The sequence below is a fragment of the Planctomycetia bacterium genome (assembly GCA_015200345.1).
Taxonomy (GTDB): Bacteria; Planctomycetota; Phycisphaerae; order UBA1845; family UTPLA1; genus PLA3.
Genome location: CP054187.1, coordinates 1,222,628 through 1,245,328 on the forward strand (window position 1 = coordinate 1,222,628; position 22,701 = coordinate 1,245,328).

Consider the following 22,701-nt stretch of genomic DNA (forward strand, 5'->3'; position numbering starts at 1 on the left):
TGTGGAGGTCCACACATGAAGATTCGGTCGAGCCGGTTCTCCTCACTAGTCCCTCGGTACAGCGCGCTGTGATGGATTCACACGCATCCGCTGCGACAGCGTGTGCGGCAATCCCCTCGCCGTCTCAAACAGTTCAACGTCCTTCACGTCCACCACGCCGTCGCGGTTGATATCCGCGGCCGCCGCGACATCGGGTTGCAGAAGCGCTGTGGAAATGCGCGTTAGCGCCGCCGGGCCCGCCGTTTGCGGAGCGACCTTTGAATCCGTCGCGCCAGCTGTCAGCGTGGTGCACGAGCATGAGGTCGCCATCAGCCAATTGGCCGACAGGAACGTGAAGTCCTCGGTTCCAACGTTGCCGTTCAGGCTGAAGTCAGCGCCGCGTGTTCCGTTCCACGGACACCCTCCGACACCCTCCGGTCCGCCGTACGTGAAGATGAAGTACGTCACGTCATTGATGTCAACGTCTCCGTCGTTGTCGGTATCGCCGCTCTTGAGCACAATGACGCTCGTTGCTTCGTACTCCGTACCAGAAACGATCAAGGAAGTTGTATTCCAAAGGCTGTGCTGTTCATCCTTGGCGCAAAGGGAAGTCCAGTTGCCACACGGAATATCGAAAGTGACATCAAGCGCCCGTAACGAACCGCCGCCGCCACCGTTGTCGCCGAACGTGATCGGCTGTGCGATCGTCGCACCACAACTGTCGGCTCGGAAGCGGATGCAGCGCGTTTGAGGCGCAGCCACCGTGACGCCTTCCAGCACAATCGTCGCTTTCACCGTATTGAACGCGTTGACCGTTACCGTCTGGTCGCACGTGACCATGTTTCCGCAGGCATCGGTCGCTTTCCAGGTGATCGTGGTCACGCCCTGCGGATAGGGCGCGCCGAGCGGCTGATTATCGCTGCGTGTCGCCGTCACGGCGGGGTCAGGATCGCAATTGTCCGTGGCCGTTGCCGTGCCTGGGTCAACGACTGCCGTGCAACTTCCCGCATCCGCATTCATCGTGATCGAAGCGGGACAGCTGATGACCGGCGCTGTCGTGTCCTGCACGGTAATCGTCTGAACACAACTATTACTGTTGCCGCAGTCATCCTCGGCTGTCCACGTTCGCTTGATCGTCGCGCTGCACAGCGTGGCGGGTTCAAAGTCGTACGTGGACCCGTTGACGACGACCTTATCGACGTTGCCGTCGTAATTGGTCCAAATGCCGCCGGAATTCTGACCGCTCACAAAGTTCATGCCCGGGGCTCCCCCCCAGTTCACGATCTTCGCGTTCGGGAAGAGGCCGATGTAGTGTGACAACGGCTTGAACTCGTTCTGTGCATTGGTAAGTGCCCCGAAGTTGGACGTGTACCACCAGCTGTTTTCTGCCGTCAGAGCGTCCCACTCCTGCCAGACGCCCTGAACCACAGGCCCCTGCAGCGTGGCATAGACGGGCTCAAAGACCATCGTCGTATCGCGCGTTCCATTGCCGTCCAGGTCAACGTAAAGGTTGATCGCAGTCGTCAAGTGCGGCGCGGCAAGCGAACTCGGACTGACGTACGTGCTGTATCTGAATGCCGTCAGCGCGCTCAACAACAGGCCCGAGTGCTGCGATGTTGCCAGCCATGTCTTCCCGCCCAGTCCGGCTCCGTTGCCGGAACCCGTGGGCATATGGAAGCTGCCGATGCCAATCGGGGGTGCTGCGGGGCCGGCCACCAGCGCGCCCGACGCGGTGTTCTGACTGAAGAAGACCCATCCTGCCGGCGACGTAATCACGCCGGCGGTTGTGACATCCGAACTCGAGACGCTCACGCCATCGTCGCAATTGTCGCTCACGGTCGGAGTACCCGTCACGCCCGGAGAAACAGACGTGTTGCATTCAACGGTCGCCGCGGGTGGACAAGTGATCAACGGCGGCGTGACGTCATTCACATCAGCCGATTCCGAGCAGGTCAGAGCGGCGTTGCCACAACAGTCATTCGCTTCCACGGTGAGCTCCACCGTGGCCGGGCAACTCGACAACGCCGATACGAGAACGGTGCCGCTGACAGCAATGTGTGTCGGATCAATCTGGGTCACCGTGATATCCGGATCGCCTAATGTGGCATTGCCGGTCGAGAGCACCACCGCCACGCTGACCGCATCCGCGAAGATGCAGCAATTGTCCGCCACAGCCGCCGAGAAACTGACGAGATACTCACAGCCCGAATCGGCACTGCCGCCGGTTATCGAGCAGGAAATGGTTGGTGCCGTCGTGTCGACCACATGAATCAACTGCTCGCATGACGACGAGTTGTTGCAGGAATCGATGGCGGTCCAAGTCCTCACGATCTCGTAGGCGGGTGTGCAGGCGCTGGGGTTGATCTGATCGCTGTAGATGATGCCCACGATGCCGGCGCAATTGTCCGTCGCAGAGGCCTGACCGGTCGCTGCGGGCAGAGTGGATGCACCGCACTCGACGGTCGTATCGGCGGGGCAGGTGATTACCGGTGCAATGGTGTCAGTCACATCGACCGTCGTAATGCACAAGTCCGCCGCATGGCCGCAGCAGTCTTCGCCGGTGACTTCGATTTGAATCGTCGCTGGACAACTGGTCAGCGCGGAGACCGGGATACTGCCGGTGATCTGCACGGTATTGCCGTCCACCTGGACCTTGTTGATGGTTGCTGCCCCGAGCATCGCATTGTTGCTTGGGTTGCTAATGGAAACGTGAACATCATCCGCACTGATGCAGCAATTGTCCGTCGCGGTAGCAGAGAACAGCACTACCGCCTCGCATTCACTGTCCACGCTCGCTCCGGTCGCCGAGCACACAATGGTCGGCGCCGTCGTATCCTGCACGGTGATGGTCTGAACGCATGTGTCCGTGTTGCCGCAGGCATCGGTCGCGATCCATGTTCGCTCGATCGTCTTGTTGGACGCGCACGCGCCGGGGGTGATCTGATCGGACCAGGTGATGTCAACAAGGCCGGGGCAATTGTCCGTCGCGCTCGCCATGCCGGTGTTGGATGGCGCAGTCGAATCGCTGCACTCGATGGTTGCGTCGGCCGGACAGGCAATGACCGGTGCAATCGCATCATTCACATTTGCCGTGGCTTCGCAGATCTTGGCGTCGTTGCCGCAGCAATCGACTGCCATGACCGACACTTTCACGGTTGCCGGGCAGCTTGTCAGGAGCGATACGGGAACGATACCCGTGACTTGCACTTCGGTCGGGCCGACTTGAGATGTCGAGTAGGTGATCGCGCCAATCATGGCGTTGCCCGTCAGCAACATGGCCGTCGCCGAGACATCCCCCTCATTAAGACAGCAATTGTCGGTAATGGTCGCACTGAAGCTCACGCTCGCCGCACAGCCGGCGTCTACGCTGGCGTCATCGGCCGAGCAAAGGATGGCAGGCGCCGTGACATCGCGAGAATACTCCGGTGATATGACGAGACTGGTCGGCGGTCCGCTGACCGGTGATCCCTGATAGCTCAATTCGGAGACGAACGGGCCAAACGTCCGGAAGATCACCGCTGTGGTCGTGCACTCCGGCCAGCCCGCATCGATCACGTCAAAGACAAGTGTCGCGAGCAGAATGTTGCCGGTCAGACCCGGCGGATTGCTTGCCAGGTTCAGCGATCCGTCCAGATTCAGGTTGCCCGGTTGCACTTCCGCGGATGCGATTGGTTGGACGTGAAGCGGGAACGAGCCGCCGTAGCTGCTGTCGGCGCCATTGTATGCGAGCTTCCCTGCCTCAAATTCCAGGAATGCCTGGAAGCCGGTGGCACCCGGAGGCACAACATTCGCCGCCCAAAGTTCGACGATGACCTGATCCTCGCCGATGCTGACGCACGTATTGGGTGTAATCGTCCGAGCGAGTTGAGAGTTCACCACGATCAGCGTATTGCCGGGACACGTCGGGCAAACATCGCCTTCACACACGTCTCCCACATTGTTGTTGTTGGAATCTTCCTGCCCGGGATTGGGCGTGGACGGGCAATTGTCACAAACGTCGCCGACTCCGTCGCGGTCGGTATCCTGCTGACCGGAGTTGGGAACCAACGCACAGTTGTCATTGCAGTCGGCAGTCCCATCCGAATCCGTATCCGTATCGGCGACGCCGCAGCCACACTGACCAGCCGTCGTCTTATCAGGATCGTTCGGACAACCGTCGTTGCAGTCGGCAGTGCCGTCGCCATCCGTGTCCGTATCCACTGCGCCACAACCGCACTGGCCGGGTGTAATCTTTTCCGGGTCGGCCGGGCAGCCGTCGTTGCAGTCAGCCGTTCCATCGCCGTCGGAATCCAAGTCGCTCACGCCGCAGCCGCAAGCACCTGGCGCAATTTTGTCGGGATCGCTCGGGCAGTTGTCGTTGCAGTCCGCGGTGCCGTCGCCGTCTGTGTCCGTGTCGGGGAACCCGCATCCGCACTGACCAGGCTCGATCTTGTCGGGATCGCTCGGGCAGTTGTCGTTGCAGTCCGCAGTGCCGTCGCCGTCGGAATCGACATCACTCACGCCGCAACCGCAAGCACCTGGCGCAATTTTGTCGGGATCGCTCGGGCAGTTGTCGTTACAGTCCGCGGTGCCGTCGCCGTCTGTGTCCGTGTCGGGGAACCCGCATCCGCACTGACCAGGCTCAATCTTGTCGGGATCGCTCGGGCAGTTGTCGTTGCAGTCCGCGGTGCCGTCGCCGTCGGAATCGACATCATTCACGCCGCAACCGCAAACGCCAGGCGCGGTCTTGTCAGGATCATTCGGGCAGCCGTCGCAACCATCGGGCGTGCTGTCCCCATCTGCGTCGGCGCTGTCGTCGTGGCCTGGGCAAACGTCGTTTGCATCACAAACGCCGTCGCCGTCGGCATCCTGGAAAACATTCAAACAGTTGCCGTTGTCGCAGGAGTCCTGCGTACATGGATCATCGTCGTTGCAATCGATCGGCGTATGAACAACATCGCCGTTCGAAGGATCGCAACTGTCTGTTGTGCAGTCATCGCCGTCATCCAGATTGGGACAAGCCTCGTCATCGCCATAATAGTAGCCGTTGGCAGCGCCACAGTCGGCTTCGGTCATGACTACGCAACCCGTGCCGGTGCAGCAGGCACCCGTCGCGGGGGCGCAGGGGTTTGGCGCGCCGTCGAGTATGATGGACCAGGAAACAAGCGTACCAGTATCACCGCTGGCATTGTCGGAGATCGTCAGCGTCCATGTGCCGCTGGAATTCTCACCGTTGAATGCGCTCAACGGATTGTTGGGCGTGTAGTTCGGGGGCGATGTCAGGTTCGCAAGGCAGATTGTCTCAATCGCACCGCCGCTTCCCTGATCGTCAAGGATCACATTGTTGTAATTCGGCTGATTGCAGCCAAAGCCGGTGCCCGTAAAGCCCGGCCGATCGACAATCGTCACCGGCGTGCCGCCGTTGTGCGAGAGCCGGACGATCAAATCGCCAACCCATGTATGGGTCACTTGCAGCCGAACATTGGCGTCTGTAATTGCAAAGGAGTCCGTGACGGTGATGGTGCTTGAGACGCCTGTCGGGTTGATGTCGGGAATAGAAACAGACGGCGAAGCGGAATACGTCTGCGGGCCGTCGCAAATCACGCCCGCCGTCCACGTGCCCGCGCAGCCGGCCTGCGTTGTCTGGGTGCAGGTTTCACCGATGCAGCAAGCTCCCACTGGCTCGGAGGTACAAGGACTGGGCTTCCCCGCAATCTCGAGGCCCCAACCATTCAGTGTCCCCGCGTCTCCGGACGCATCGTCCGCGACATACAACTCCCATGTTCCCGATGCGTTCTGGCCATGAAACGCCGAAAGCAGGTTCATCGGTCGATATCGGCCGCTCGGAATGGCGTTGGTCCCGCCTCCAGCCGCTGTCGCCGCGGCGTCGATCGTCGTCGCCGCCTGATCGTCCAACACGTACCAGTTCGCAGAGCCGAAATCGGAACTGCTACTTGAAGCACCGGGAATGACCGTAATCTGCGTCCCGGTATCGACGTGCCGCAATCGCATGATCACATCGCCATACCACGTATGGACCATTCGGAATCGCAGATTGAGGTCCGTAATCGTGAAAGAATCCGTAATCGTCAACGATCGTGTAATGCCGCCTGCCGGCACATTGTCAGGGATGCCCGCCGGAATGCCTGCCGTTCCCGCATAGCCATCGACGCACGACGTTCCCGCCGGATTCCACGCGAGCCCGCCTTGGGCGACACATGTCTTCTCGGTAACCGCATTTGCCACACAGCCGTTCGCCGAGCCGAGACAGCACCCGCGGCGAACCGAAACAAGCTCGTAACCGTGTCGAGCGGGCTGGGCGTAAGGGGCGATGAAGACCGTACCGGCCGGATTGTTGCTCACGAATGGGCTTGCAACGCCGTTTCCACCGCCCAAAGTTGTCAGAAAATCGAGATTGGCATTGACTCCGAGATCAACCGGGGAGTACAAGCCGACGCCCATGTTGTTCAGTTGGCCGCCAACAGTTGGACTGACGTTTCCGTTTGATTGAAAGATCGTTCCTACCCAGAGTTTTCCGCTTGGCGGAATAACGATTGTCTGGCTCGCATCCGGAATCGCGAAAGTAAGAATCACCAGGTTGTTCGCGGTGAATGAGATCGCATTGAAGTTGTAACCGCCAAGAAAGGTGCCTGGACTGCCGCTTTCATCCGCAAAGAATCGAAGTTGCGGCCGACACGAAAGCGTGACTGGGTTTCCATTGGCCACACTGAATCGCAATTCGGTGATCCGATCGCCCGGGCTCCCGGCGATGCACTGGACATCGTCCGCAAGGAGGCGCGTGTTGCGAAGCAGCGTGCCTGCCGTCGTTGCATCCGCCCCGCCGATCGCCACAAACGCGCCAGTGAAGTTTGTCACATTCGAGTAGATCGCATCCGGGGCCGGAGCGCGCGCGGAATCGCTGAATGGTTCGCCCAGCCGATATTCCGCCGCGATGACTGCTTCAAGACCATCCACAATGAGGCTTGGGTCGAGTTCGCCGGCCGGCAATGCCGCCACGGGTGGCTGTTTCTGCGGTCCCGATGCTTCCGGGTGTTGCGCGGGGAGAGTTGATGGGAATCCGGCGAAAAGAAATGGCGTAATCAGTGTGATGGGATGAACAATTCGTGCAATTCGGGACCGGATGCCATTACAACAGCCGACGCGATATGGATTCATGGTCTTTGACCCTCTTGGCGAACCGCATCTGCAAGACTCTGAAGACCGCCCGTTTGCGCCCTGATCGAAATGCTCCCGGAATCGCGCGCGGACTCACTACGGTCGCGGCGAACGACGATCCTCGCCCAGCTTTGCAATTAGTCCAAACAGATATGAGTTAAGAACACTACTTTACTCTCTTAGCGATTGACTCATATCGCTTGGCCCGAGCTTCTAATTTGGGAGCGTATCAGGTTCGCACGCGACAAGTCAAGTGTAAACTTGCGACAATTTGATAAATTTTCAAATTTCTTTTACGAATGGGTGAATTTCCCTAGTGCCTCGAATTTGCCATTTAGTTCGATTGACGTACTGTTGTGAAATGTTTCACTCAAAGTGACACAATCGGCTCTGGTGGATTTAGGATGGTTTCTCCAATATCCACGGGGGGGAGCTGACTGCAACGTTGCGATCGCTGTTCTGGGCCGCGAAGATTTCTCCAATATCCCCGAGGGGCACACTGACCTGCTCCCCGGCCCTCGCGAAGCGAGATGAAGCTGGACAAAAAACGCTTGCGGCCGCACCGCCGGGACGGGGCACGGTGGTTACACCGCGCCGCCGACTCTTCGGCCCAAGTGCCGGTGTCCCGACGGGGTCTCTCCGCCCGCCAGAGAGCGTCTCGTGCAGAGTTCGTTGGCGCGTCTCCGATTCGTGACGCAAGGTGCCCAGCGCCGCGCGTGCGATGAACCGTGTTTATGGAAAAAACGATGGTTGCGCCGAAAAGGCGGCGTTGTTGTAGCCCGAGCCGTTGATGGTTCCCGCCCATGAGCCATCCGGGAGAATTGATGCGGTCACGGTCGCGGTAGTGAATCCGGGGGTGGCCACCGAGAAAGTCACCTGGTTCTCGCTCACGACTCCCTCAAGGTCTGCACCGTAGCTTGCGAACATCCTCCATGTTCCGCGAAGAACGCCCTCTGATACGACAATGGTCATGATGCCGTTGAAGCCGTCCAAAGCGGTTGTCCGCTGACCCGAGGCATCATCCTCAAAACCAAACAGCGTCACTGGATCTGCCATCCACGGTGAATTGGAAAAACCCGAGCCGTTAATCGTGCCGAGAAGCGAGCCGTCCGGCTGAATCGAGGCTTGAATCGATGCATTGCTGAATCCGGGGGCGGTTGATGTCAGCGACAACTGATCGCCGATCACCGTTCCTTCGATGTCGGTCCCCAGATTGCTGCTCCGAAAGTTGCCACGAACCTGTCCATTGCGGACGGCCAGCGTAATACGCCCGATGATTCCCTGAATCGTTACGGTGCGATGCCCGGCAACGGCCACGAAGACAGCCGTGACCGCTTGGTCCTGTTCAACCGTCAACGCAATCTGTGCGTCGCTTGTGCTGGCCGCGCCCTCCCATCGGACGAAGTGCCAGCCTTCTGCCGGCAACGCCCTAAGCGTCACCGTACTCCCCTCTGCGAAGTTCCCATCGGTGAATGAGACGCTGCCGTCTGCCGTCACCCGCTCGACGGTGCCCTGTCCGCTGATGGATGCTCTCAAGGAATACATGGGGACGAATGGGACGGCCGGATTGCCCTGACAGTCCATGCCCGTCAGGGCCGGCAGTGCCAAGAGCAGGAGAATAAACATGCGAGGACTCAACGGGTGCTTCATGAACATGCTCCTCGAGCGAGTCGCCTCCTTTTCCGGCACGTGCCACGGATGGGCCGGCGGAGGAGGAGGGCAACTGCACTTCAGAAATGTGCCGCGCACGCAGGAGGGGCAGGCATCGCACTTGCCGCGAAGGGGCCGCCTTCTCACGGACGCACGATCGACACGAACTCACGCGCGGCACGCAGAAGACAACAATCAGAAACCGGCCGCGTATCGGTCACGGATAAACTAGGGCACAGAGGTGACAAGGTGCGTCGGCCCTAACATCGGAGGGGGTGACAAGGCAGGTCGCACGTCCGAGAGCTTGCCTCGCGGCGAGTGCTTAAGTGCGGCAAGCGTGTACAGCACAATGAGAAAAAAATCGTTTGTTAGGGTGTTGGCGGCGACGCGAAATCTAATCAGCCGATGCCCTCGTAGCATGCGGCGGCGGCCAGCAGTTCTTCGCGTATCTCGGCGCGGAGCCAGTCCGGCCTCAAGACCTCGGCCTGCTTGCCGAACCCCAGCAGCCACCGCTTGAACTCGACGAGGTCACCCAGTTGAAACGTCGCCACGAGGCTGCCCGCCTCTCCGGCGACCGGCTCGAACAGCGTCGCGTCTTCTTCGAGCCAGGACAATTGTTGACTCTCATGCCAGACGCGCTCTTCAATAAGGGCGGCCCCTGCGCCGGTGAACCGCACGGCGATCTCGATCGGCGATGCAGAAGATTGAATAATGCCAAAACTGCTGCGGAACTGGTCCTCCAGCCGGAAGTCGTCCGCGCGTTCAAAATGGCCGCTCATGATCTGCGCCGAGCGCATGCGCGCTAACTTGAAAACACGCAAGGCTCCGGCCCGGTGAGAATGCGCCACGAGGAAGATGTCGCCGTCATACAGCACGAGCCCATACGGGTCGCAGGTGGTGACGTATTCCTCGCCTCGCCACAGCGCTCGATAGCCGATCTGTACCGTGCGGCATTCACGGGCAGCCTGCTCCAGCGTGCGAAGGATGCCTGCCTTCTCAGCATATCGGGTCTGGCCGGTTCGCCGTACGTGGACAATGCCATCAAGGTTCGTAAAGTAATTCAGCGCGGAGGCTGGCAAAGCCTGTCTGACCTTTTCCATGATGTCCGTCAGCCCTTGCGCCAGATGGGTTCCCTGGAGTGGAGCGAGAAGCCCGCCGGCCAAGTGCAGCGCCATCGCCTCGGTCAAGCTGATAACAAGCGGGCCGTGGCGAAAGAAGTCATGCGGGATGCGCCAATAGCGCTTCCCGTTCACGTCGACGTCGTGCTCCAGCGGAAATCCCAGCTCCTGGAGCATCTCGAAATCCCGTTGAATGGTGCGCTCGCTGACCCCGAATCGCTCGGTCAGTTCTCGCAGGGGAATTCCCGCTCCTCTCGTTTGAAGCGTGCGAAGCAGTTCCCATTGCCGCAGCAATTGGTCTCCGCGTGACATGCATAGCGCCCAGTGCCGAGGTAATATCCCACCCGATGACGGTATCAGTATACCAAATGGCGATTAACAAGCCTGCTGACGAGGATCGGCCCGCCGCTGACCCGCTTCCGCGAGAATCGCACCGGCTGGTGCTTCGGCAGCACAACGAGACCATCCGCGCCGTGGCGCAAATTTATGCGCAATGGCGTTTTGCAAATGGCTTCTAAGCCCTTGTCGCGTCGCAACTTGGCTACAGTTCACAGGCTGACTCCAGTCGAATGTCCAACCGACCGATGATCGGGGGCGTCGGAGATGCTATCTACATGGTCTCTCTACGTCTATATCTTGCACGATTTCTTCGACTCACGCTGATCACACTCTTGGCGTTGCCGCTGATCGGCGCGTCGCTGTGGTTTCTCTTTCTGCGACTTTATGGTCCGCCGGTCGCCCAGGCGTTGGCGCGAGAAGCCGTCGTCGATCGGGTCTTACCGGACGGGACCATCTTGGATGACGCCGGGCGATCGTGTCCGCGTGAGGCGGTCTCGTTCATCGAGCTGCGCGTGTTGAGCGATGGAAAGGATTACATCGGCCACGCGTTTCTTCACTGGCCCCGCGCCACGATCGGCTTCTGTACGGACGAGGAGAACATCGGCCTGATCGACTACCTGCTGCCCTGGTCTGGCACGTCGCCGGGCTACCTGCGCGACGACACCGAGCAGTGTTTCGATTACGTTCGTCGATATTGCGCGTGCCCGAGCACCATCGAGCAATTGGAAATTGCTGTGATTGCGCACGCCGACGATCCGTATCAGGTCGGCAACTGGCGGGGAGGAATGAACTGCGCCACGTGGGCGACCCATCGTCTCCGCGATGCGGGGCTATCACCGCCGGAGGGCGATTGTCCGAATCGACTGGCGCGGCAGATGACACCATGGGTCTCGGAGATCAAGAATGGCCATTGATGCACCAACCGGCGACGTCGGCATTCGACGCGCGTTCACGCTCATCGAATTGGTGACGGTCATTGTCATCCTCGGTGTGCTTTCGGCGACGGCCATACCCGTCTATCTCGATTACGCGCTCGATGCGAAGAAATCGGCCTGCCGAGGCGCGCTCGGCGGACTGCGCTCTGCCATCGCTTCGTATTACGCCCGGACGGCGACGCCCTCCGGGGGAGGCTCGGCCCGTTTCCCGACGCTGAGCGAGCTGACCACGATCGGCACGGTCATGGGCAACGAAATACCGCCTAATCCTTTCGACTCGGACGCGACGCCGAACAACGTAGTCGATGGCACCGGCGTGGCGAAGGGCACGGTGATCGGCACCGCCAAGGGATGGTGCTACAACCCGACGAACGGACAAATCTGGGCGAATTCATATACCAAGAGCGCCGGAGAAAACTCGTATTGATTGGGCAAGTTGGTGCTGCGGATGTCCGAGGGCAGCGGGATTTCAATAATCGCCACGGCAACTCGAATGGGCGTGACCTGCTCTCCAAGACTTATCCAGTCTTTACGAGGGTCTTGACTGCCTGGATGGGCAAGGTGATTCTCAATGAAGCGCAAGCGACATCGCCCGGAGCAGATCATCGCCGATCGGCACGCGGCGGTAAATGTCTCATCCCTGTCAAAGAAAGCACTGTGAGTTCCCGCGGCTGATCAGCCACGGCCCCATTGAAGCGACAGCGCTGCGGCAGGCGGCGGTCGTTTGCTTCCCAGGCCGCGATGACCTGATGGTACCGTTCGCGGCTTTCGCGCGTGCCGGCCACGACCGACGACGGCAACTACCTGTACTTCCACGACGGCTCCGGCAATGTGATGCACGTGCTTGATGTCACGCACGGCCTCGGCCAGTCCGCCACGCTCGACGCGGCCTGCGACTATACCGACCCGTTCGGGGCACACACGGCCGCCGGTCCGCAGATTCCAGTTGAACTGTGAGCTAAGACAATCCCTATGACGCAAATTCAGCGCCTCTTGAACATGGGGAGTTGTTGATGGTAGGATCTTTCGGGCCATGAACGCGCAATTGTACGAGAGACTCAAGAAGGTGGCGATCGCACAAGACGTCATCGCTTATGGTGATCTTGCTCCCATGTTCGGCTTGGATATGAGCCAAGCCAAGGATAGGGCCGAAATAGGCCGACTTGTCGGCGCTATTTCAGAATTTGAGCACGCGAACGGCAGGCCTCTTCTATCAGCCGTGGTGATTTCCAAAGAACACAATCGCCCTGGTGACGGGTTTTTTACACTCGCACGGACTTTGGGACTGCTTGGATCGCAAAGTGAGGACATCTTCTGGACCGGCGAACTCGCGCGGGTCCACGCATACTGGAAGCGTTATCGTAACGTCTAACTTGGCGTGATCGTGCCGTTCAGATACCAGCGAGGTATATGGCGAAGTTCAACTCGCTAATCGACAGTTCCCAATTTGGGACATGACGGCGAATCTCATTGTTCAGCGCGAGAAGAATGCACCGGGCGTTTTCGTTCGTTTGGCACCGACTCGAATAGCCCAAGCTCCACAGGTCGTACGCATCTAAGAATCGGGCGTTGCGGTTGTCAAGTTTGACAAAGTCTCGCTGCTTAATGCCGAAGTCGATGTCACGCAAGATGTAAAAGAAAATATCTGGCCCGACTCCGAACAAATCCTTCCAAGGGTTAGGTCGGATGCGCTCCCAATCTTCCGGTCTAGCCCTACCAATGTCCTCCCAGGCAACTTGGTCTGGACATCCGGCTGACAACTTTGCCCGCAGGTATCGCTCAAAGCTCCCGTCGTATTTGTTCTTGAGAAGGTTAGCATTTCTTAGGATGCCATAATAGAATTTCCCACGATACCTAGGGAGATGGCACCCGTACTTTTCAACATCTTGCATTGCCTCCGAAAACGCGCGGCCCAGATGACCCCCTTTTCCATTGGCGAGTTCATCCAGAAATGCGGGCATTTGCCATTTTCGGTAGCTCTGCATTTTCAGGGGCGAATGAAGGATGCTGGTATCATCCAGAATTGAGCCAATTGAAGCGATACTCACAAAACCGTGTTTTGCGAGAATTGCCCAAAATGAGAAATCCCCCGCAAAGTTCTTCCTGTATCCAGCAAGCGAAGGGAACTCCTGCTCCACCAGATAGGCCAGACCAGCCAAGCCATCTTGGATCAGAGCCTCTTCCGTTCGTTGTCGGTTTTCGCCCCATTTGTAGGAATAGCCTGATTCAACAGAGCGAATGAGGAAGTGGGAATCAAGCGTACGCCGCTTGATCATCGTCAAGGTTCTCGTGATCTCTTCCCTGTTCGTCTCAACAACTTGCCGTATCACATGAACCGCGTCTTGAATGGACTTCGAGTTTGGCATCTGTAGCTCCTTTCATGGAAACACCTTCAATGCAAGCAAAACGGCACGGTTTGAGCCTTGCTCAAACCGTGCCGTTGCAAGTCACCTCGCTATTCGCAATTCGCTATTCGACTTACATCCCCATTCCGCCGGGCCCCGGCTTCTTGGTCTCCTTCTCCTTGATCTCGCTGACCACCGCGTCGGTCGTCAGCAGGAGCGAGGCGACGCTGGCGGCGTTCTGGAGCGCCACGCGTTCGACCTTGGCCGGGACGATCACGCCCATCTCAAGCATGTTGCCGTATTCACCGGTCAGGGCGTTGTATCCGAAGTTGGGGTCCTTGGCCTCGAAGACCTTCTGCGCGACGATCGAACCGTCGACGCCGGCGTTCTCGGCGATGGCCTTGATGGGGGCCCACAGGGCGCGGCGTACGATATCGACGCCCGTCTTCTGATCGCCCTTGAGCTTCTTCTCCTCCTTGTCCAGTACGGCCGCCAGCGCCCGCAGGGGAGCCACGCCGCCGCCGGGGAGGATGCCCTCTTCCACCGCCGCCCGACAGGCGTGCAGGGCGTCCTCGACGCGGGCCTTCTTCTCCTTCATCTCCACTTCCGTGGCCGCACCGACCTTGATCTGCGCCACGCCGCCGGCCAGCTTCGCCAGACGCTCTTCGAGCTTTTCGCGGTCGTAGTCGCTGGTCGTCTTGCTCGCCTCGTTCTTGATCTGCTCGATGCGGCCCTTGATGTCGGCCGACGTGCCCGCGCCCTCGATGATCGTCGTGTTGTCCTTGTCGATCACCACGCGCTTGGCCTGGCCCAGGTCCTTCAACTCGAGCGACTCGAGCGTGATGCCGAGGTCTTCAAACACGGCGCGGCCACCGGTCATCACGGCGATGTCCTCCAGCATGGCCTTTCGGCGATCGCCGAAGCCCGGTGCCTTCACGGCGGCGCATTGCAGGACGCCGCGCAGCTTGTTCACCACCAGCGTCGCCAGCGCCTCGCCCTCAACATCCTCGGCGATGACCAAGAGCGAGCGGCCGGCCCGCGCCACTTTCTCCAGCAGCGGGATCAGGTCCTTGACGCTGGAGATCTTCTTCTCGCAGATGAGGATGTACGGCTTGTCAAGCCTGCACTCCATCTCGCCCGGGTCGGTCACAAAGTGCGGCGAGAGGTATCCCTTGTCGAACTGCATGCCCTCGACCAATTCGACGACCGTCTCGATCGACTGGCCCTCTTCGACGGTGATGACGCCGTCCTTGCCGACCTTGTCCATCGCCTCGGCGATCTTCTTGCCGATCTCGGCGTCCTGGTTCGCGGCGCAGGTGCCGACCTGGGCGATCTGCTTGGTCTCTTTGGCCGGGCGGCTCATGCGGGCGTATTCCTCGACGATGGCGGCGACGCCCAAGTCGATGCCGCGCTTCAGCTCCATCGCGTTCGCGCCGGCGGCGATGTTCTTCAAGCCTTCGTTGAAAATGGACTCGACGTACACGGTGGCCGTCGTTGTGCCGTCGCCGGCGTCGGTTGAGGTCTTGCTGGCGACTTCCTTGACCATCTGGGCGCCCATGTTCTCATACGGGTCGTCCAGTTCGATCTCCTTGGCGACCGTGACGCCGTCCTTGGTGACGGTCGGCGTGCCGAAGCTCTTCTCCAGCACGACGTTTCGGCCGCAGGGGCCGAGCGTGACCTTGACCGCGCGGGCCAGTTGTGTGACACCACTGCGAATGGCCTCGCGGGCTTCCATGTCGAATGCAATCTTCTTGGCTGCCATGGTTGGATTCCTCTCTCGATGTATGGTTTCGTGGTTGTTGGTTCGTTTGTCAGGCTACTGCGTCGTGTTCATCGGCGAAGGCGAATTGCGAGGAAAGAACGCGAAAGGCATCGTCGGGAGTCGTCGACCTCCGATCCGTATCGCGCCGGTGGTTCGCTCTTCGCAATTCGCCGCGGGGCCTCCGCTTTGTACCAGGAGTCACTATTCAAGGATGAACCGCTGCGGCTCGAAACCCGCGGCTCGCGCAGCCTCCTGCGCCTTGTCGCGAATCACCGCCAGCGGGTCATCCAATCCCGTCTCGATGCGCCCGGCCGTCAGCTCCGCCCGCGTGTCCAGCGCCAGCACCCGCCAGCGCCGCGTCGCCATCAGCGTCGCCTCGGCGCCCGACAGCGATACGTCGTTGCTCACCGCGAGGTAACACGGCGTCGGTCGAACGCCACCGGGCATCGGGTTCGGCCGCGAAGCCATCAATTTCCTTCCTCGTCGCCGATGTCCTGAAACGGCTCGTCCTGCCAGATGCCGCCTTTTTGCTTCACCTGAAGTTCGACCGTTTCGATCGCCTCGGCGTCGACGAAGATGACGTCGTCCACGACCTCGGCGTCGTCATACTTGGATACGCGAATCTCGATGCGAAACCCGCCATCCTCGACCTTGTTGTACGCCAGCGGATGCAGATGCATCGCGTCGGCATTTCCCGGGAACGTCAGCACCAGTCTCGCCGCAGGGCCGAACTTGATCGCTTCGTCCAGGGCCGTTTCGAACAGCTTGGCTCGCATCAATATCGCTTTCTGTTGATGGGCGCGATCCGCAGCCCGCTACTCGAGAATCGCCAGGATGTCCGACTCGTCCATGATGACGAACTCCTCGCCGTCCACCTTGATTTCCGTGCCGGCGTAGCTCGTGAACAGGACTTCGTCGCCCTTCTTCACCGTCAGCTTCGCGCGCTCCCCTGTGTCCAGCAACTTTCCGTCGCCCACCGCTTGCACCCGGCCGCGCCGCGGCTTTTCCTTGGCCGTGTCCGGCAGCACGATGCCGCCGGCCGTCATGGCCTCGGCTTCGATCCGCTTGAGCAGCACCTTGTCACCAAGGGGTCGAATCTTCGTCTTCGTTACCGACATCTTGCGTTGCTCCTTTTTCCTGTTTTAAATGCGGTGCGGCGGATCCGATTCCGCGCCGAACCGTCATGCCTCTAACTTGTCTCTTCAATTCACCGGCAGCGTCCAATTGACGCGGTATTTCTGCTGTGCGAGGCGGACCACGTAGGGCGCGATCACGTCATGCCGCTCATCCGCCTGCAAGACGCTGTACACATCCAGTGCGATGGCATCGCTAAGCAGCTGCTGCGTCGCGCCTGTGCAAACCAGTACGCAGGGTACCGTGAAACCCATTTGGCGAAGCCGACGCACCAATTCCAGCCCGGATGTCGCTGGAAGATCGTGATCCACGACGCCGATGTGAACGCCGTCGCGGGCAATGATCTCCATCGCCTCATAGTCCGACCGAGACCACTGCACGTCCACCTGCCACGGCGCCAAGACCTCCGCCAACCGCGGTGCCCAACGGCTCTGCGGTGCGGCCGCAATCATCAGTCGCATGCGTTCCAACGAAGGCTTGCTGGAATGGGTATCCGTAAACATGCCTGATCAGAGGGTAGATTCGCATTTAGCCGCCGCGACGATCCGCAGCAATATCGCGATCGGGGCGCACACTCGCCCGCCTCGGAGGATTGCAAGGAGCGTACCGCGCCGCGCAGGAAGCCGCTAAATCAGGTGAAATTGCCATAAACAGCTTCTGCACATATGGTTATGCCAACCATTTGTGCCGCGTGTCCCGATTAGATTCGGGTCTGGCCTACTTTTTTGGCAGTCTGCGAACAGAGTTGCGAAGGGGGTACTGTCATTCTGGCATAGACCCGTTCGTTCTTCCCATGCCGGTAGGCGGAGAAACTGGCGTGGGGACGAGTTCAAGCAAGGTAACAGGGTGCTCCCGTACCGGAAACAGAGGAGAGCCAACATGCCGCCTCTTCAGGGAGCGGGCAGGGGCAGGGCAGGGCATGGCTGCATCGCGATGAGCGAATGCAAACCACCATTTCGAAGATGCGTCGAGTCATCAATCGAAAGCGGCCCGACCGCGTATAATCACCAGGGGTTTTCACCGGGGGTTTTCATCGCAGGGTGATCCATGGAATTTCAATCCGCGATCAGCACGTTGTCCGACGCGAGCCAGGCGGTCGACGAACTCACGCGCGCGACGAACGGCGCCGCGTGTGATTTGGCCGTCGTTTTCGCCACGCACCATTACGGCCCGGAATTTGACGACGTGCTGGGCGAGTTGTCGCGCAAGCTCGGCGCGCGGAATCTCATCGGTTGCACCGGCGACGGGATCATCGGTCCGGACCGCGAGATCGAGCGCGCCCCGGCGATGGCGTTGTGGACCGCGCGGCTGCCGGGCGTGCGAATTCTTCCATTTGTCTTGGACCAGGACGACGTCAGCGCCTTCGAGACCGCCGACGACTGGATCGAGCGGCTCGGGGTTCGCCCCGAGGACAAACCCGCGTTCGTCATTCTGCCCGAACCCTTTTCCATCAACGTCGAAGCCTGCCTCGCCGCGCTCGATCAGATCTACCCCGGGTCGATCGTTGTCGGCGGCATGGCCAGCGGCGCGAGCGAACCCGGGCAGAATCGCCTGTTCCTCAATGACCAGCCGCTGCGGCAGGGGCTGGTCGGCCTCTCGCTCACCGGTCCGATCCGCGTTCACAGCGTGGTCTCGCAGGGTTGCCGGCCGATCGGCGAATCGTTCGTTGTGACGCGCGCCGAAGAGAACGTGATCTACGAACTGCGCGGCCGGCCGGCTCTGGATGTCTTGCGCGGCGTGTTCACCGACGCTCCGGCGCACGATCAGGAGTTGATGCAAAAGGGGCTCCACGTCGGCCGGGTGGTCGATGAGCGGCTTGGAAAGTTCAGCCGCGGCGATTTTCTGATTCGAAACGTGATGGGCGTCGTCGACGAATCGGCCCTGGCCGTCAATACACTCATGCGGCCGGGCCAGACCATTCAGTTCCACGTGCGCGACTCCCAGACGGCGGAAGAAGACATGAATAGACTTTTGTCCGACGCCATGGCGCGCATGAGCGCCCCGCCACGCGGCGGACTGCTCTTCTCCTGCAACGGGCGAGGCACCCACCTGTTCGGCAAACCCCATCACGACATCGGCGTCGTCAATCGCCTCGCTCCCTCGTGTCAAGTCGCCGGTTTTTTCGCCGCCGGTGAAATCGGCCCCGTCGGCCATCGTACCTTCATTCACGGCTTCACCAGCAGCCTCGTGTTGTTCGAGCCGGCCGCATCGAGCTGACGCACGCGGCATTGGGGCGTTGCACCGCATTGCATTCGACAGACCCGGTCGCGTGCCTATAATCCGATTCGCCGTCGCACACCTCGCCGCGACGCGCGGTGATTTCCCCAGTGAGAGGACGGTCCCGTTTGCCTCGATCATCCTGCATCATGTCCGGCCCGCTCCACGGGTGGATTGCGGCGCTCGCGCTGGCCTTTCTTTCCGCATGCAACCCCGTCGCGCCCGTGGTGAACATCATCGCCCAAGCCGGCACCACCGGTAACAAGGACAAAGGGATCACCTATTACGTCGGCGGCGCCGGGCCGATCGGAAACGTCGGCTCGTGGGATGTGCCGCAGGGGCTGGCCGAGGCGGGTTACGAGGGGTATGTCGGCGTCTTCACCTGGCAGGGGCTCACGCACGCCGGCGATCAGATCAACCTCTCGCGCAACAAGGCCAAGGGCGCCGAACTGGCCTACGAAATCCGCCGCTATCGACGGCTCCACCCCCATCAGCAGATCAATCTCATCGCGCTCTCCGCGGGAACCGGCATCGTCACGTTCGCCCTGGAGTATCTTTCCGACGACATTCGCGTGGAGAATGTTGTCTATCTCGGTTGCAGCATGTCCAGCAGCTACGACCTCACGCGCGCGTTGCGACGCATCAACGGCGGGCTGTACGTCATCCATTCCACGCGCGATCCCATCCTCGACAAGCTCGTCTCGCGCATCGGAACCGTCGATCGCGCCTCCGGCGAAGAGGGCATCGCCGGCATGATCGGTTTCCGCTATCCCGAGAACCCATCGCCCCAGACCGAACGCGAATACCAAAAGCTGCACAACGTCGCTTGGCGATACGACTTCGCCGACGCCGGCTACGAAGGCGGCCACACCGACGCCACCAAGCGGGATTTCGTCCGCCGGTACATCGCGCCCGTCCTGCTGGGCCACCCCGAAGTGCTGATCGGCAAGCCGCCCGATGGCTACCGCCGCGGCGACACCTCACCCGGTGCGGAGCGACCAGCGCCGGCCACCCGACCCGCCGCCGAGACGCAGGCAGATCGCATCCGGACCGTTTCCTCACCGTCCCCTTCGGACTCGCCCCGCACCGTCAAGCCCGCCGCCCGAACCGCTCGCTCGCGGCGACCGGCCACCAGCGAGTAGAATCGGCTCCCATGTCCCGCCGAATGAAGGCCGTTCATCGTCGAGATCAACTCCTCGAATCAGCCATCGCCTGCTTCGCCGAGTTCGGCTACCAAGGCACCACGACCGCACGCCTCGCCCGCGCGGCCAACGTCAGCGAGCCGGTGCTCTACAAGCATTTCAAGAGCAAGCATGATCTCTTCGTCGCGCTGATCGACCGCATCGGCCGCGAGGTCATTCGTTCGTGGCGGCGGGCCATTGCCCCGCTCAAATCGCCCATCGATCAGCTGCGCGTGCTCCTGCGGCTGAACCCCGCGACCACCGAACCGCGCACGCGCCAGTTCTACCGCGTGCTCTTCGCGGCCCAGGTCGAGTTCAACGAGCCGGTCATCCAGGCGGCCCTGCGACGGCACTACGGGCAGTATGCCACGTTCCTGTCAAACATTCTCCGCCGCGCCCAACGCGCCGGACTGGTCCGCAGCGACGTCTCCGCCAGCGGCCTCGCCTGGCAGCTCATCCACTCCGGCATCGGCTTCGCCCTGCTCAAGCCGCTGGAGATCCCCGGCCACGCCACGCCCGCCAGCGTCGAGCAAGCCATCGGCCTGCTGCTCGAGCAACTGGCCAGCACGCGCACCGCGGGAACCTGATGCGTTCCACCATCCGGCGCGCAGGCCCCGGAGAGCGGGTCCGTCATGCCCTCGATCCCAAGCCGCCGCAGATCATTCCTGCTGATACAGCGGCGTGCTCAAGTACCGCTCCCCGCTGCTGGGCAGGATCACCACGATCAGCTTGCCGGCCATGTCCGGCCGGCGCGCCACCTGGTCGGCCGCGCACAGCGCCGAGCCGGACGAGATGCCGCAGAGGATGCCTTCTTCCTTTGCTGCTCGGCGTGCCCACGCCATCGAGTCGGCCGAGTTCACGCGCACAATCTCATCATAGATATCTGTATTTAATATCCCCGGCACGAATCCCGCGCCGATGCCCTGGATCATGTGCTTGCCGCGCTGAAGCGGCTGACCCGCGCGATGCTGCGTCAGAATCGGGCTTTCCTCCGGCTCGACGGCGATGCACTGGAACGACGGCTTCTTCTTCTTCAACACTTCGCCGACGCCCGTGATCGTCCCCCCGGTGCCGATGCCCGCCACCAGCACATCGGCCCGCCCGTCGGTGTCTTCCCATATCTCTACCGCAGTAGTTCTACGATGAATCTCCGGGTTCGCCGGATTGTCAAACTGCTGCGGCATGAAACTGCCCGGCGTCTGGGCCGCCAGCTCCTGCGCCTTGGCGATCGCCCCGGGCATCCCGTCGGCCGGCGGCGTCAGCACGAGGTTCGCCCCCAGCGCGCGGAGCAACTGCCGCCGCTCCATGCTCATCGACTCGGGCATCACCAGCGTCAGCTTGTAGCCCTTCGCGGCGCAGACGAACGCCAGCGCGATGCCGGTGTTGCCGCTGGTCGGCTCGATGATGTGCGTCCGCGGCGTGATCTTCCCCGCCGCCTCGCCCGCCTCGATCATCGACACCCCGATGCGGTCCTTCACGCTCGAAAGCGGATTGAAGAACTCCAGCTTGGCGTAGACTTCGGCCTTCGATTGGATGATCTTGTTGATCCGCACGAGCGGCGTGCGGCCGATGGTCTCGGTGATGTTCTGGTAGAGCCGTGCCATGTGAAGGGTTCCCTGTGAATCGCCCTGCCCTGCGGCAGGATGCGGTGAGTACACTTTTTGCGATAGAGAACGGGAAATCCGCCGTTCATAATAGGAAAGCGGGTGATCGGGCGTCAATGCTTCCCATACACGGGCATCCATCGCTTTGCGCCTCGCGCCGTGCGTGCGACCGGGAGCCATCCCTATGGAAGATGCCGAGCAAATAAAACAAGAGCTGGCGATGCTGGAGCGCGAAAACGCCCGGTTGCGAGCGCGGTTGCGGAACACACCCTTTGCCAGCGAGTCCACCAACCCGACGTTCAACGCCTTGGAATTTCGCAAGGCGCTCTATTACTACGTTCGCATCAGCCTGCTTGGATTGGTTCCGGTTCAACTGGCGGCGGTCCTGCTCTGGCTCCGCGGCGGCGTGCCCAAGGGGCTACCCAGCCTCGGACCAATCCCCTTTTTCGATTTCGCCGGACTACAAAGCGGCATCATGCCGGGCATCGGAATCGGCTTGGTCGCCATCGGGGGCTTGGCCGTAGGTCTGATCGCGTTCGGCGGCATGGCGGTCGGCGTCTTCGCCTTCGGCGGCGGATCCCTGGGCGTGTTTGCGTTTGGCGGCGGAGCAATTGGGGTGATCGCCGTCGGCGGCGGAGCCGTGGGACTCGTTTCGCTGGGCGGCGGCGGCGCGGGGATCTACGTTTGTGCGGAGCGCGGAGCGGGGCGGTACGTTTTTTCCGTCCAACGACAGGACGACCGGGCCGTGGAATTCTTTACCCGCTGGTTGCCCCGACTGAAGAAAGCCCTGGTCCAGCCGCTGCCCGTCGTTCGGATCGACTGCCCCAGGATTTGATTTTCGATCGTAACGGTCTTATTAACAGACGGTTAAGATTATCGTTGACAGGCCCGTCCGGCGGCGATACACCTTATCCCGGCGTGGTCAAAGGGTGTGAATGGACTCGTGCACGACGTGGCAGGAGTGTTTCGGCACCACGCAAAGGAGTTTGAATCATGTCTCGCCGGATGATTCAACGGTTGAAACTGGTATCGGCTGCACTGGGGTTTGGTATTGCTTTCGGGCCGCTGACTTGCGTGCGCTCGATGGGCGAGTTCGGCATGCCGGGATTGGCGGCAGTCGGGGCTGTTGGCTTGGCTACGACGTCCATTCAAAACGCCGAGCAACCCAGCCCGAACCTCGCATGGCCCGCCCTGCCGATCGAGCATCGGTCTACCGGCGGGTGACCAGGCGACCCGCAAGCATCGTCAACCCGGTCCATCGCTCGCCGCGTGATAATCTGGT

The 22,701-nt window shown here is 60.9% G+C and carries 20 protein-coding genes; 10 read left to right on the plus strand and 10 right to left on the minus strand.

Translation table 11 applies throughout. From position 1 onward, the window contains the following. Nucleotides 1-45 precede the first annotated feature (45 nt). Nucleotides 46-6,975 carry a proprotein convertase P-domain-containing protein gene (locus HRU71_05150; protein QOJ02910.1) on the minus strand — a complete coding sequence of 2,310 codons (6,930 nt, stop codon included), beginning with the start codon at nt 6,973-6,975 and terminating at the stop codon, nt 46-48. 596 nt (nt 6,976-7,571) lie between these two features. Between HRU71_05150 and HRU71_05155 the strand changes: the two genes are divergently transcribed. Beyond that, entirely contained in the window at nt 7,572-7,637 is a 66-nt protein-coding gene (locus tag HRU71_05155) for a hypothetical protein (GenBank protein QOJ04923.1), read from the plus strand. A 229-nt stretch (nt 7,638-7,866) separates the two neighbouring features. On the opposite strand, the gene HRU71_05160 is transcribed toward HRU71_05155, so the two are convergent. Further along, nucleotides 7,867-8,823: a hypothetical protein gene (locus HRU71_05160; protein ID QOJ02911.1), complete on the minus strand. Its 957-nt coding sequence runs from the start codon at nt 8,821-8,823 to the stop codon at nt 7,867-7,869. A 359-nt stretch (nt 8,824-9,182) separates the two neighbouring features. Next, complete coding sequence (locus HRU71_05165) at nt 9,183-10,214, minus strand: transcriptional regulator (protein ID QOJ02912.1); 1,032 nt, start codon at nt 10,212-10,214, stop codon at nt 9,183-9,185. A 302-nt stretch (nt 10,215-10,516) separates the two neighbouring features. Between HRU71_05165 and HRU71_05170 the strand changes: the two genes are divergently transcribed. The 4 genes from HRU71_05170 to HRU71_05185 all read left to right on the plus strand — a co-directional run bounded on the left by HRU71_05170 (nt 10,517) and on the right by HRU71_05185 (nt 12,548). Next, entirely contained in the window at nt 10,517-11,155 is a 639-nt protein-coding gene (locus HRU71_05170; protein QOJ02913.1) for a hypothetical protein, read from the plus strand. Beyond that, nucleotides 11,145-11,603 (plus strand): prepilin-type N-terminal cleavage/methylation domain-containing protein, encoded by a 459-nt coding sequence (locus HRU71_05175; GenBank protein ID QOJ02914.1) that lies wholly within the window; start codon nt 11,145-11,147, stop codon nt 11,601-11,603. The genes HRU71_05170 and HRU71_05175 overlap by 11 nt, the downstream gene beginning before the upstream one ends. Nucleotides 11,604-11,950: 347 nt before the next feature. Next, nucleotides 11,951-12,133, plus strand: coding sequence for a hypothetical protein (locus HRU71_05180; protein QOJ02915.1), 183 nt, complete (start codon nt 11,951-11,953; stop codon nt 12,131-12,133). 76 nt (nt 12,134-12,209) lie between these two features. Beyond that, nucleotides 12,210-12,548 (plus strand): hypothetical protein, encoded by a 339-nt coding sequence (locus HRU71_05185; protein ID QOJ02916.1) that lies wholly within the window; start codon nt 12,210-12,212, stop codon nt 12,546-12,548. 19 nt (nt 12,549-12,567) lie between these two features. Here the strand turns inward: HRU71_05185 and HRU71_05190 are convergent, their stop codons facing one another. From HRU71_05190 to HRU71_05215, 6 genes are all read right to left on the minus strand, one after another. After that, entirely contained in the window at nt 12,568-13,542 is a 975-nt protein-coding gene (locus tag HRU71_05190; protein QOJ02917.1) for a hypothetical protein, read from the minus strand. A gap of 112 nt (nt 13,543-13,654) precedes the next feature. Next, the gene (gene groL, locus HRU71_05195; protein QOJ02918.1) at nt 13,655-15,283 is read right to left on the minus strand and encodes a chaperonin GroEL; all 1,629 of its coding nucleotides are present in this window, start codon (nt 15,281-15,283) and stop codon (nt 13,655-13,657) included. Nucleotides 15,284-15,484: 201 nt separating this feature from the next. Then, nucleotides 15,485-15,751, minus strand: coding sequence for a hypothetical protein (locus HRU71_05200; GenBank protein QOJ02919.1), 267 nt, complete (start codon nt 15,749-15,751; stop codon nt 15,485-15,487). Next, nucleotides 15,751-16,059, minus strand: coding sequence for a hypothetical protein (locus HRU71_05205; protein ID QOJ02920.1), 309 nt, complete (start codon nt 16,057-16,059; stop codon nt 15,751-15,753). Before HRU71_05205 ends, HRU71_05200 begins: the two co-directional genes overlap by 1 nt. 39 nt (nt 16,060-16,098) lie before the next feature. Then, complete coding sequence (gene groES / locus HRU71_05210) at nt 16,099-16,401, minus strand: co-chaperone GroES (GenBank protein ID QOJ02921.1); 303 nt, start codon at nt 16,399-16,401, stop codon at nt 16,099-16,101. 84 nt (nt 16,402-16,485) lie between these two features. After that, complete coding sequence (locus HRU71_05215; GenBank protein ID QOJ02922.1) at nt 16,486-16,878, minus strand: response regulator; 393 nt, start codon at nt 16,876-16,878, stop codon at nt 16,486-16,488. Between the two features lie 586 nt (nt 16,879-17,464). Here HRU71_05215 and HRU71_05220 point away from each other — a divergent pair. The 3 genes from HRU71_05220 to HRU71_05230 all read left to right on the plus strand — a co-directional run bounded on the left by HRU71_05220 (nt 17,465) and on the right by HRU71_05230 (nt 20,402). Then, a complete protein-coding gene (locus tag HRU71_05220) occupies nt 17,465-18,634 on the plus strand; it encodes an FIST C-terminal domain-containing protein (protein ID QOJ02923.1) in 1,170 nt (389 codons plus the stop codon). A 149-nt stretch (nt 18,635-18,783) separates the two neighbouring features. Beyond that, nucleotides 18,784-19,776 (plus strand): hypothetical protein, encoded by a 993-nt coding sequence (locus HRU71_05225; protein QOJ02924.1) that lies wholly within the window; start codon nt 18,784-18,786, stop codon nt 19,774-19,776. 11 nt (nt 19,777-19,787) lie between these two features. After that, the gene (locus tag HRU71_05230; protein ID QOJ02925.1) at nt 19,788-20,402 is read left to right on the plus strand and encodes a TetR/AcrR family transcriptional regulator; all 615 of its coding nucleotides are present in this window, start codon (nt 19,788-19,790) and stop codon (nt 20,400-20,402) included. A gap of 72 nt (nt 20,403-20,474) precedes the next feature. Here HRU71_05230 and cysK read toward each other — a convergent pair whose 3' ends face one another. Continuing rightward, nucleotides 20,475-21,419 (minus strand): cysteine synthase A, encoded by a 945-nt coding sequence (gene cysK, locus HRU71_05235; GenBank protein ID QOJ02926.1) that lies wholly within the window; start codon nt 21,417-21,419, stop codon nt 20,475-20,477. 184 nt (nt 21,420-21,603) lie between these two features. Here cysK and HRU71_05240 point away from each other — a divergent pair, with 184 nt between their 5' ends. Then, nucleotides 21,604-22,254 (plus strand): hypothetical protein, encoded by a 651-nt coding sequence (locus tag HRU71_05240; protein ID QOJ02927.1) that lies wholly within the window; start codon nt 21,604-21,606, stop codon nt 22,252-22,254. Between the two features lie 158 nt (nt 22,255-22,412). After that, nucleotides 22,413-22,643 carry a hypothetical protein gene (locus tag HRU71_05245; protein ID QOJ02928.1) on the plus strand — a complete coding sequence of 77 codons (231 nt, stop codon included), beginning with the start codon at nt 22,413-22,415 and terminating at the stop codon, nt 22,641-22,643. Nucleotides 22,644-22,701: the final 58 nt, after the last annotated feature.

Bases quoted from the DNA above. Each gene is read 5' to 3' on its own strand.
- HRU71_05190 (QOJ02917.1), bottom strand. From the start codon at position 13,542: ATGCCAAACTCGAAGTCCATTCAAGACGCGGTTCATGTGATACGGCAA.
- HRU71_05230 (QOJ02925.1), top strand. From the start codon at position 19,788: ATGTCCCGCCGAATGAAGGCCGTTCATCGTCGAGATCAACTCCTCGAA.
- HRU71_05220 (QOJ02923.1), top strand. From the start codon at position 17,465: ATGGAATTTCAATCCGCGATCAGCACGTTGTCCGACGCGAGCCAGGCG.
- cysK (QOJ02926.1), bottom strand. From the start codon at position 21,419: ATGGCACGGCTCTACCAGAACATCACCGAGACCATCGGCCGCACGCCG.
- HRU71_05240 (QOJ02927.1), top strand. From the start codon at position 21,604: ATGGAAGATGCCGAGCAAATAAAACAAGAGCTGGCGATGCTGGAGCGC.
- HRU71_05175 (QOJ02914.1), top strand. From the start codon at position 11,145: ATGGCCATTGATGCACCAACCGGCGACGTCGGCATTCGACGCGCGTTC.
- HRU71_05225 (QOJ02924.1), top strand. From the start codon at position 18,784: ATGTCCGGCCCGCTCCACGGGTGGATTGCGGCGCTCGCGCTGGCCTTT.
- HRU71_05165 (QOJ02912.1), bottom strand. From the start codon at position 10,214: ATGTCACGCGGAGACCAATTGCTGCGGCAATGGGAACTGCTTCGCACG.
- HRU71_05205 (QOJ02920.1), bottom strand. From the start codon at position 16,059: ATGCGAGCCAAGCTGTTCGAAACGGCCCTGGACGAAGCGATCAAGTTC.
- HRU71_05200 (QOJ02919.1), bottom strand. From the start codon at position 15,751: ATGGCTTCGCGGCCGAACCCGATGCCCGGTGGCGTTCGACCGACGCCG.
- groES (QOJ02921.1), bottom strand. From the start codon at position 16,401: ATGTCGGTAACGAAGACGAAGATTCGACCCCTTGGTGACAAGGTGCTG.
- HRU71_05185 (QOJ02916.1), top strand. From the start codon at position 12,210: ATGAACGCGCAATTGTACGAGAGACTCAAGAAGGTGGCGATCGCACAA.
- HRU71_05215 (QOJ02922.1), bottom strand. From the start codon at position 16,878: ATGCGACTGATGATTGCGGCCGCACCGCAGAGCCGTTGGGCACCGCGG.
- HRU71_05170 (QOJ02913.1), top strand. From the start codon at position 10,517: ATGGTCTCTCTACGTCTATATCTTGCACGATTTCTTCGACTCACGCTG.
- groL (QOJ02918.1), bottom strand. From the start codon at position 15,283: ATGGCAGCCAAGAAGATTGCATTCGACATGGAAGCCCGCGAGGCCATT.
- HRU71_05245 (QOJ02928.1), top strand. From the start codon at position 22,413: ATGTCTCGCCGGATGATTCAACGGTTGAAACTGGTATCGGCTGCACTG.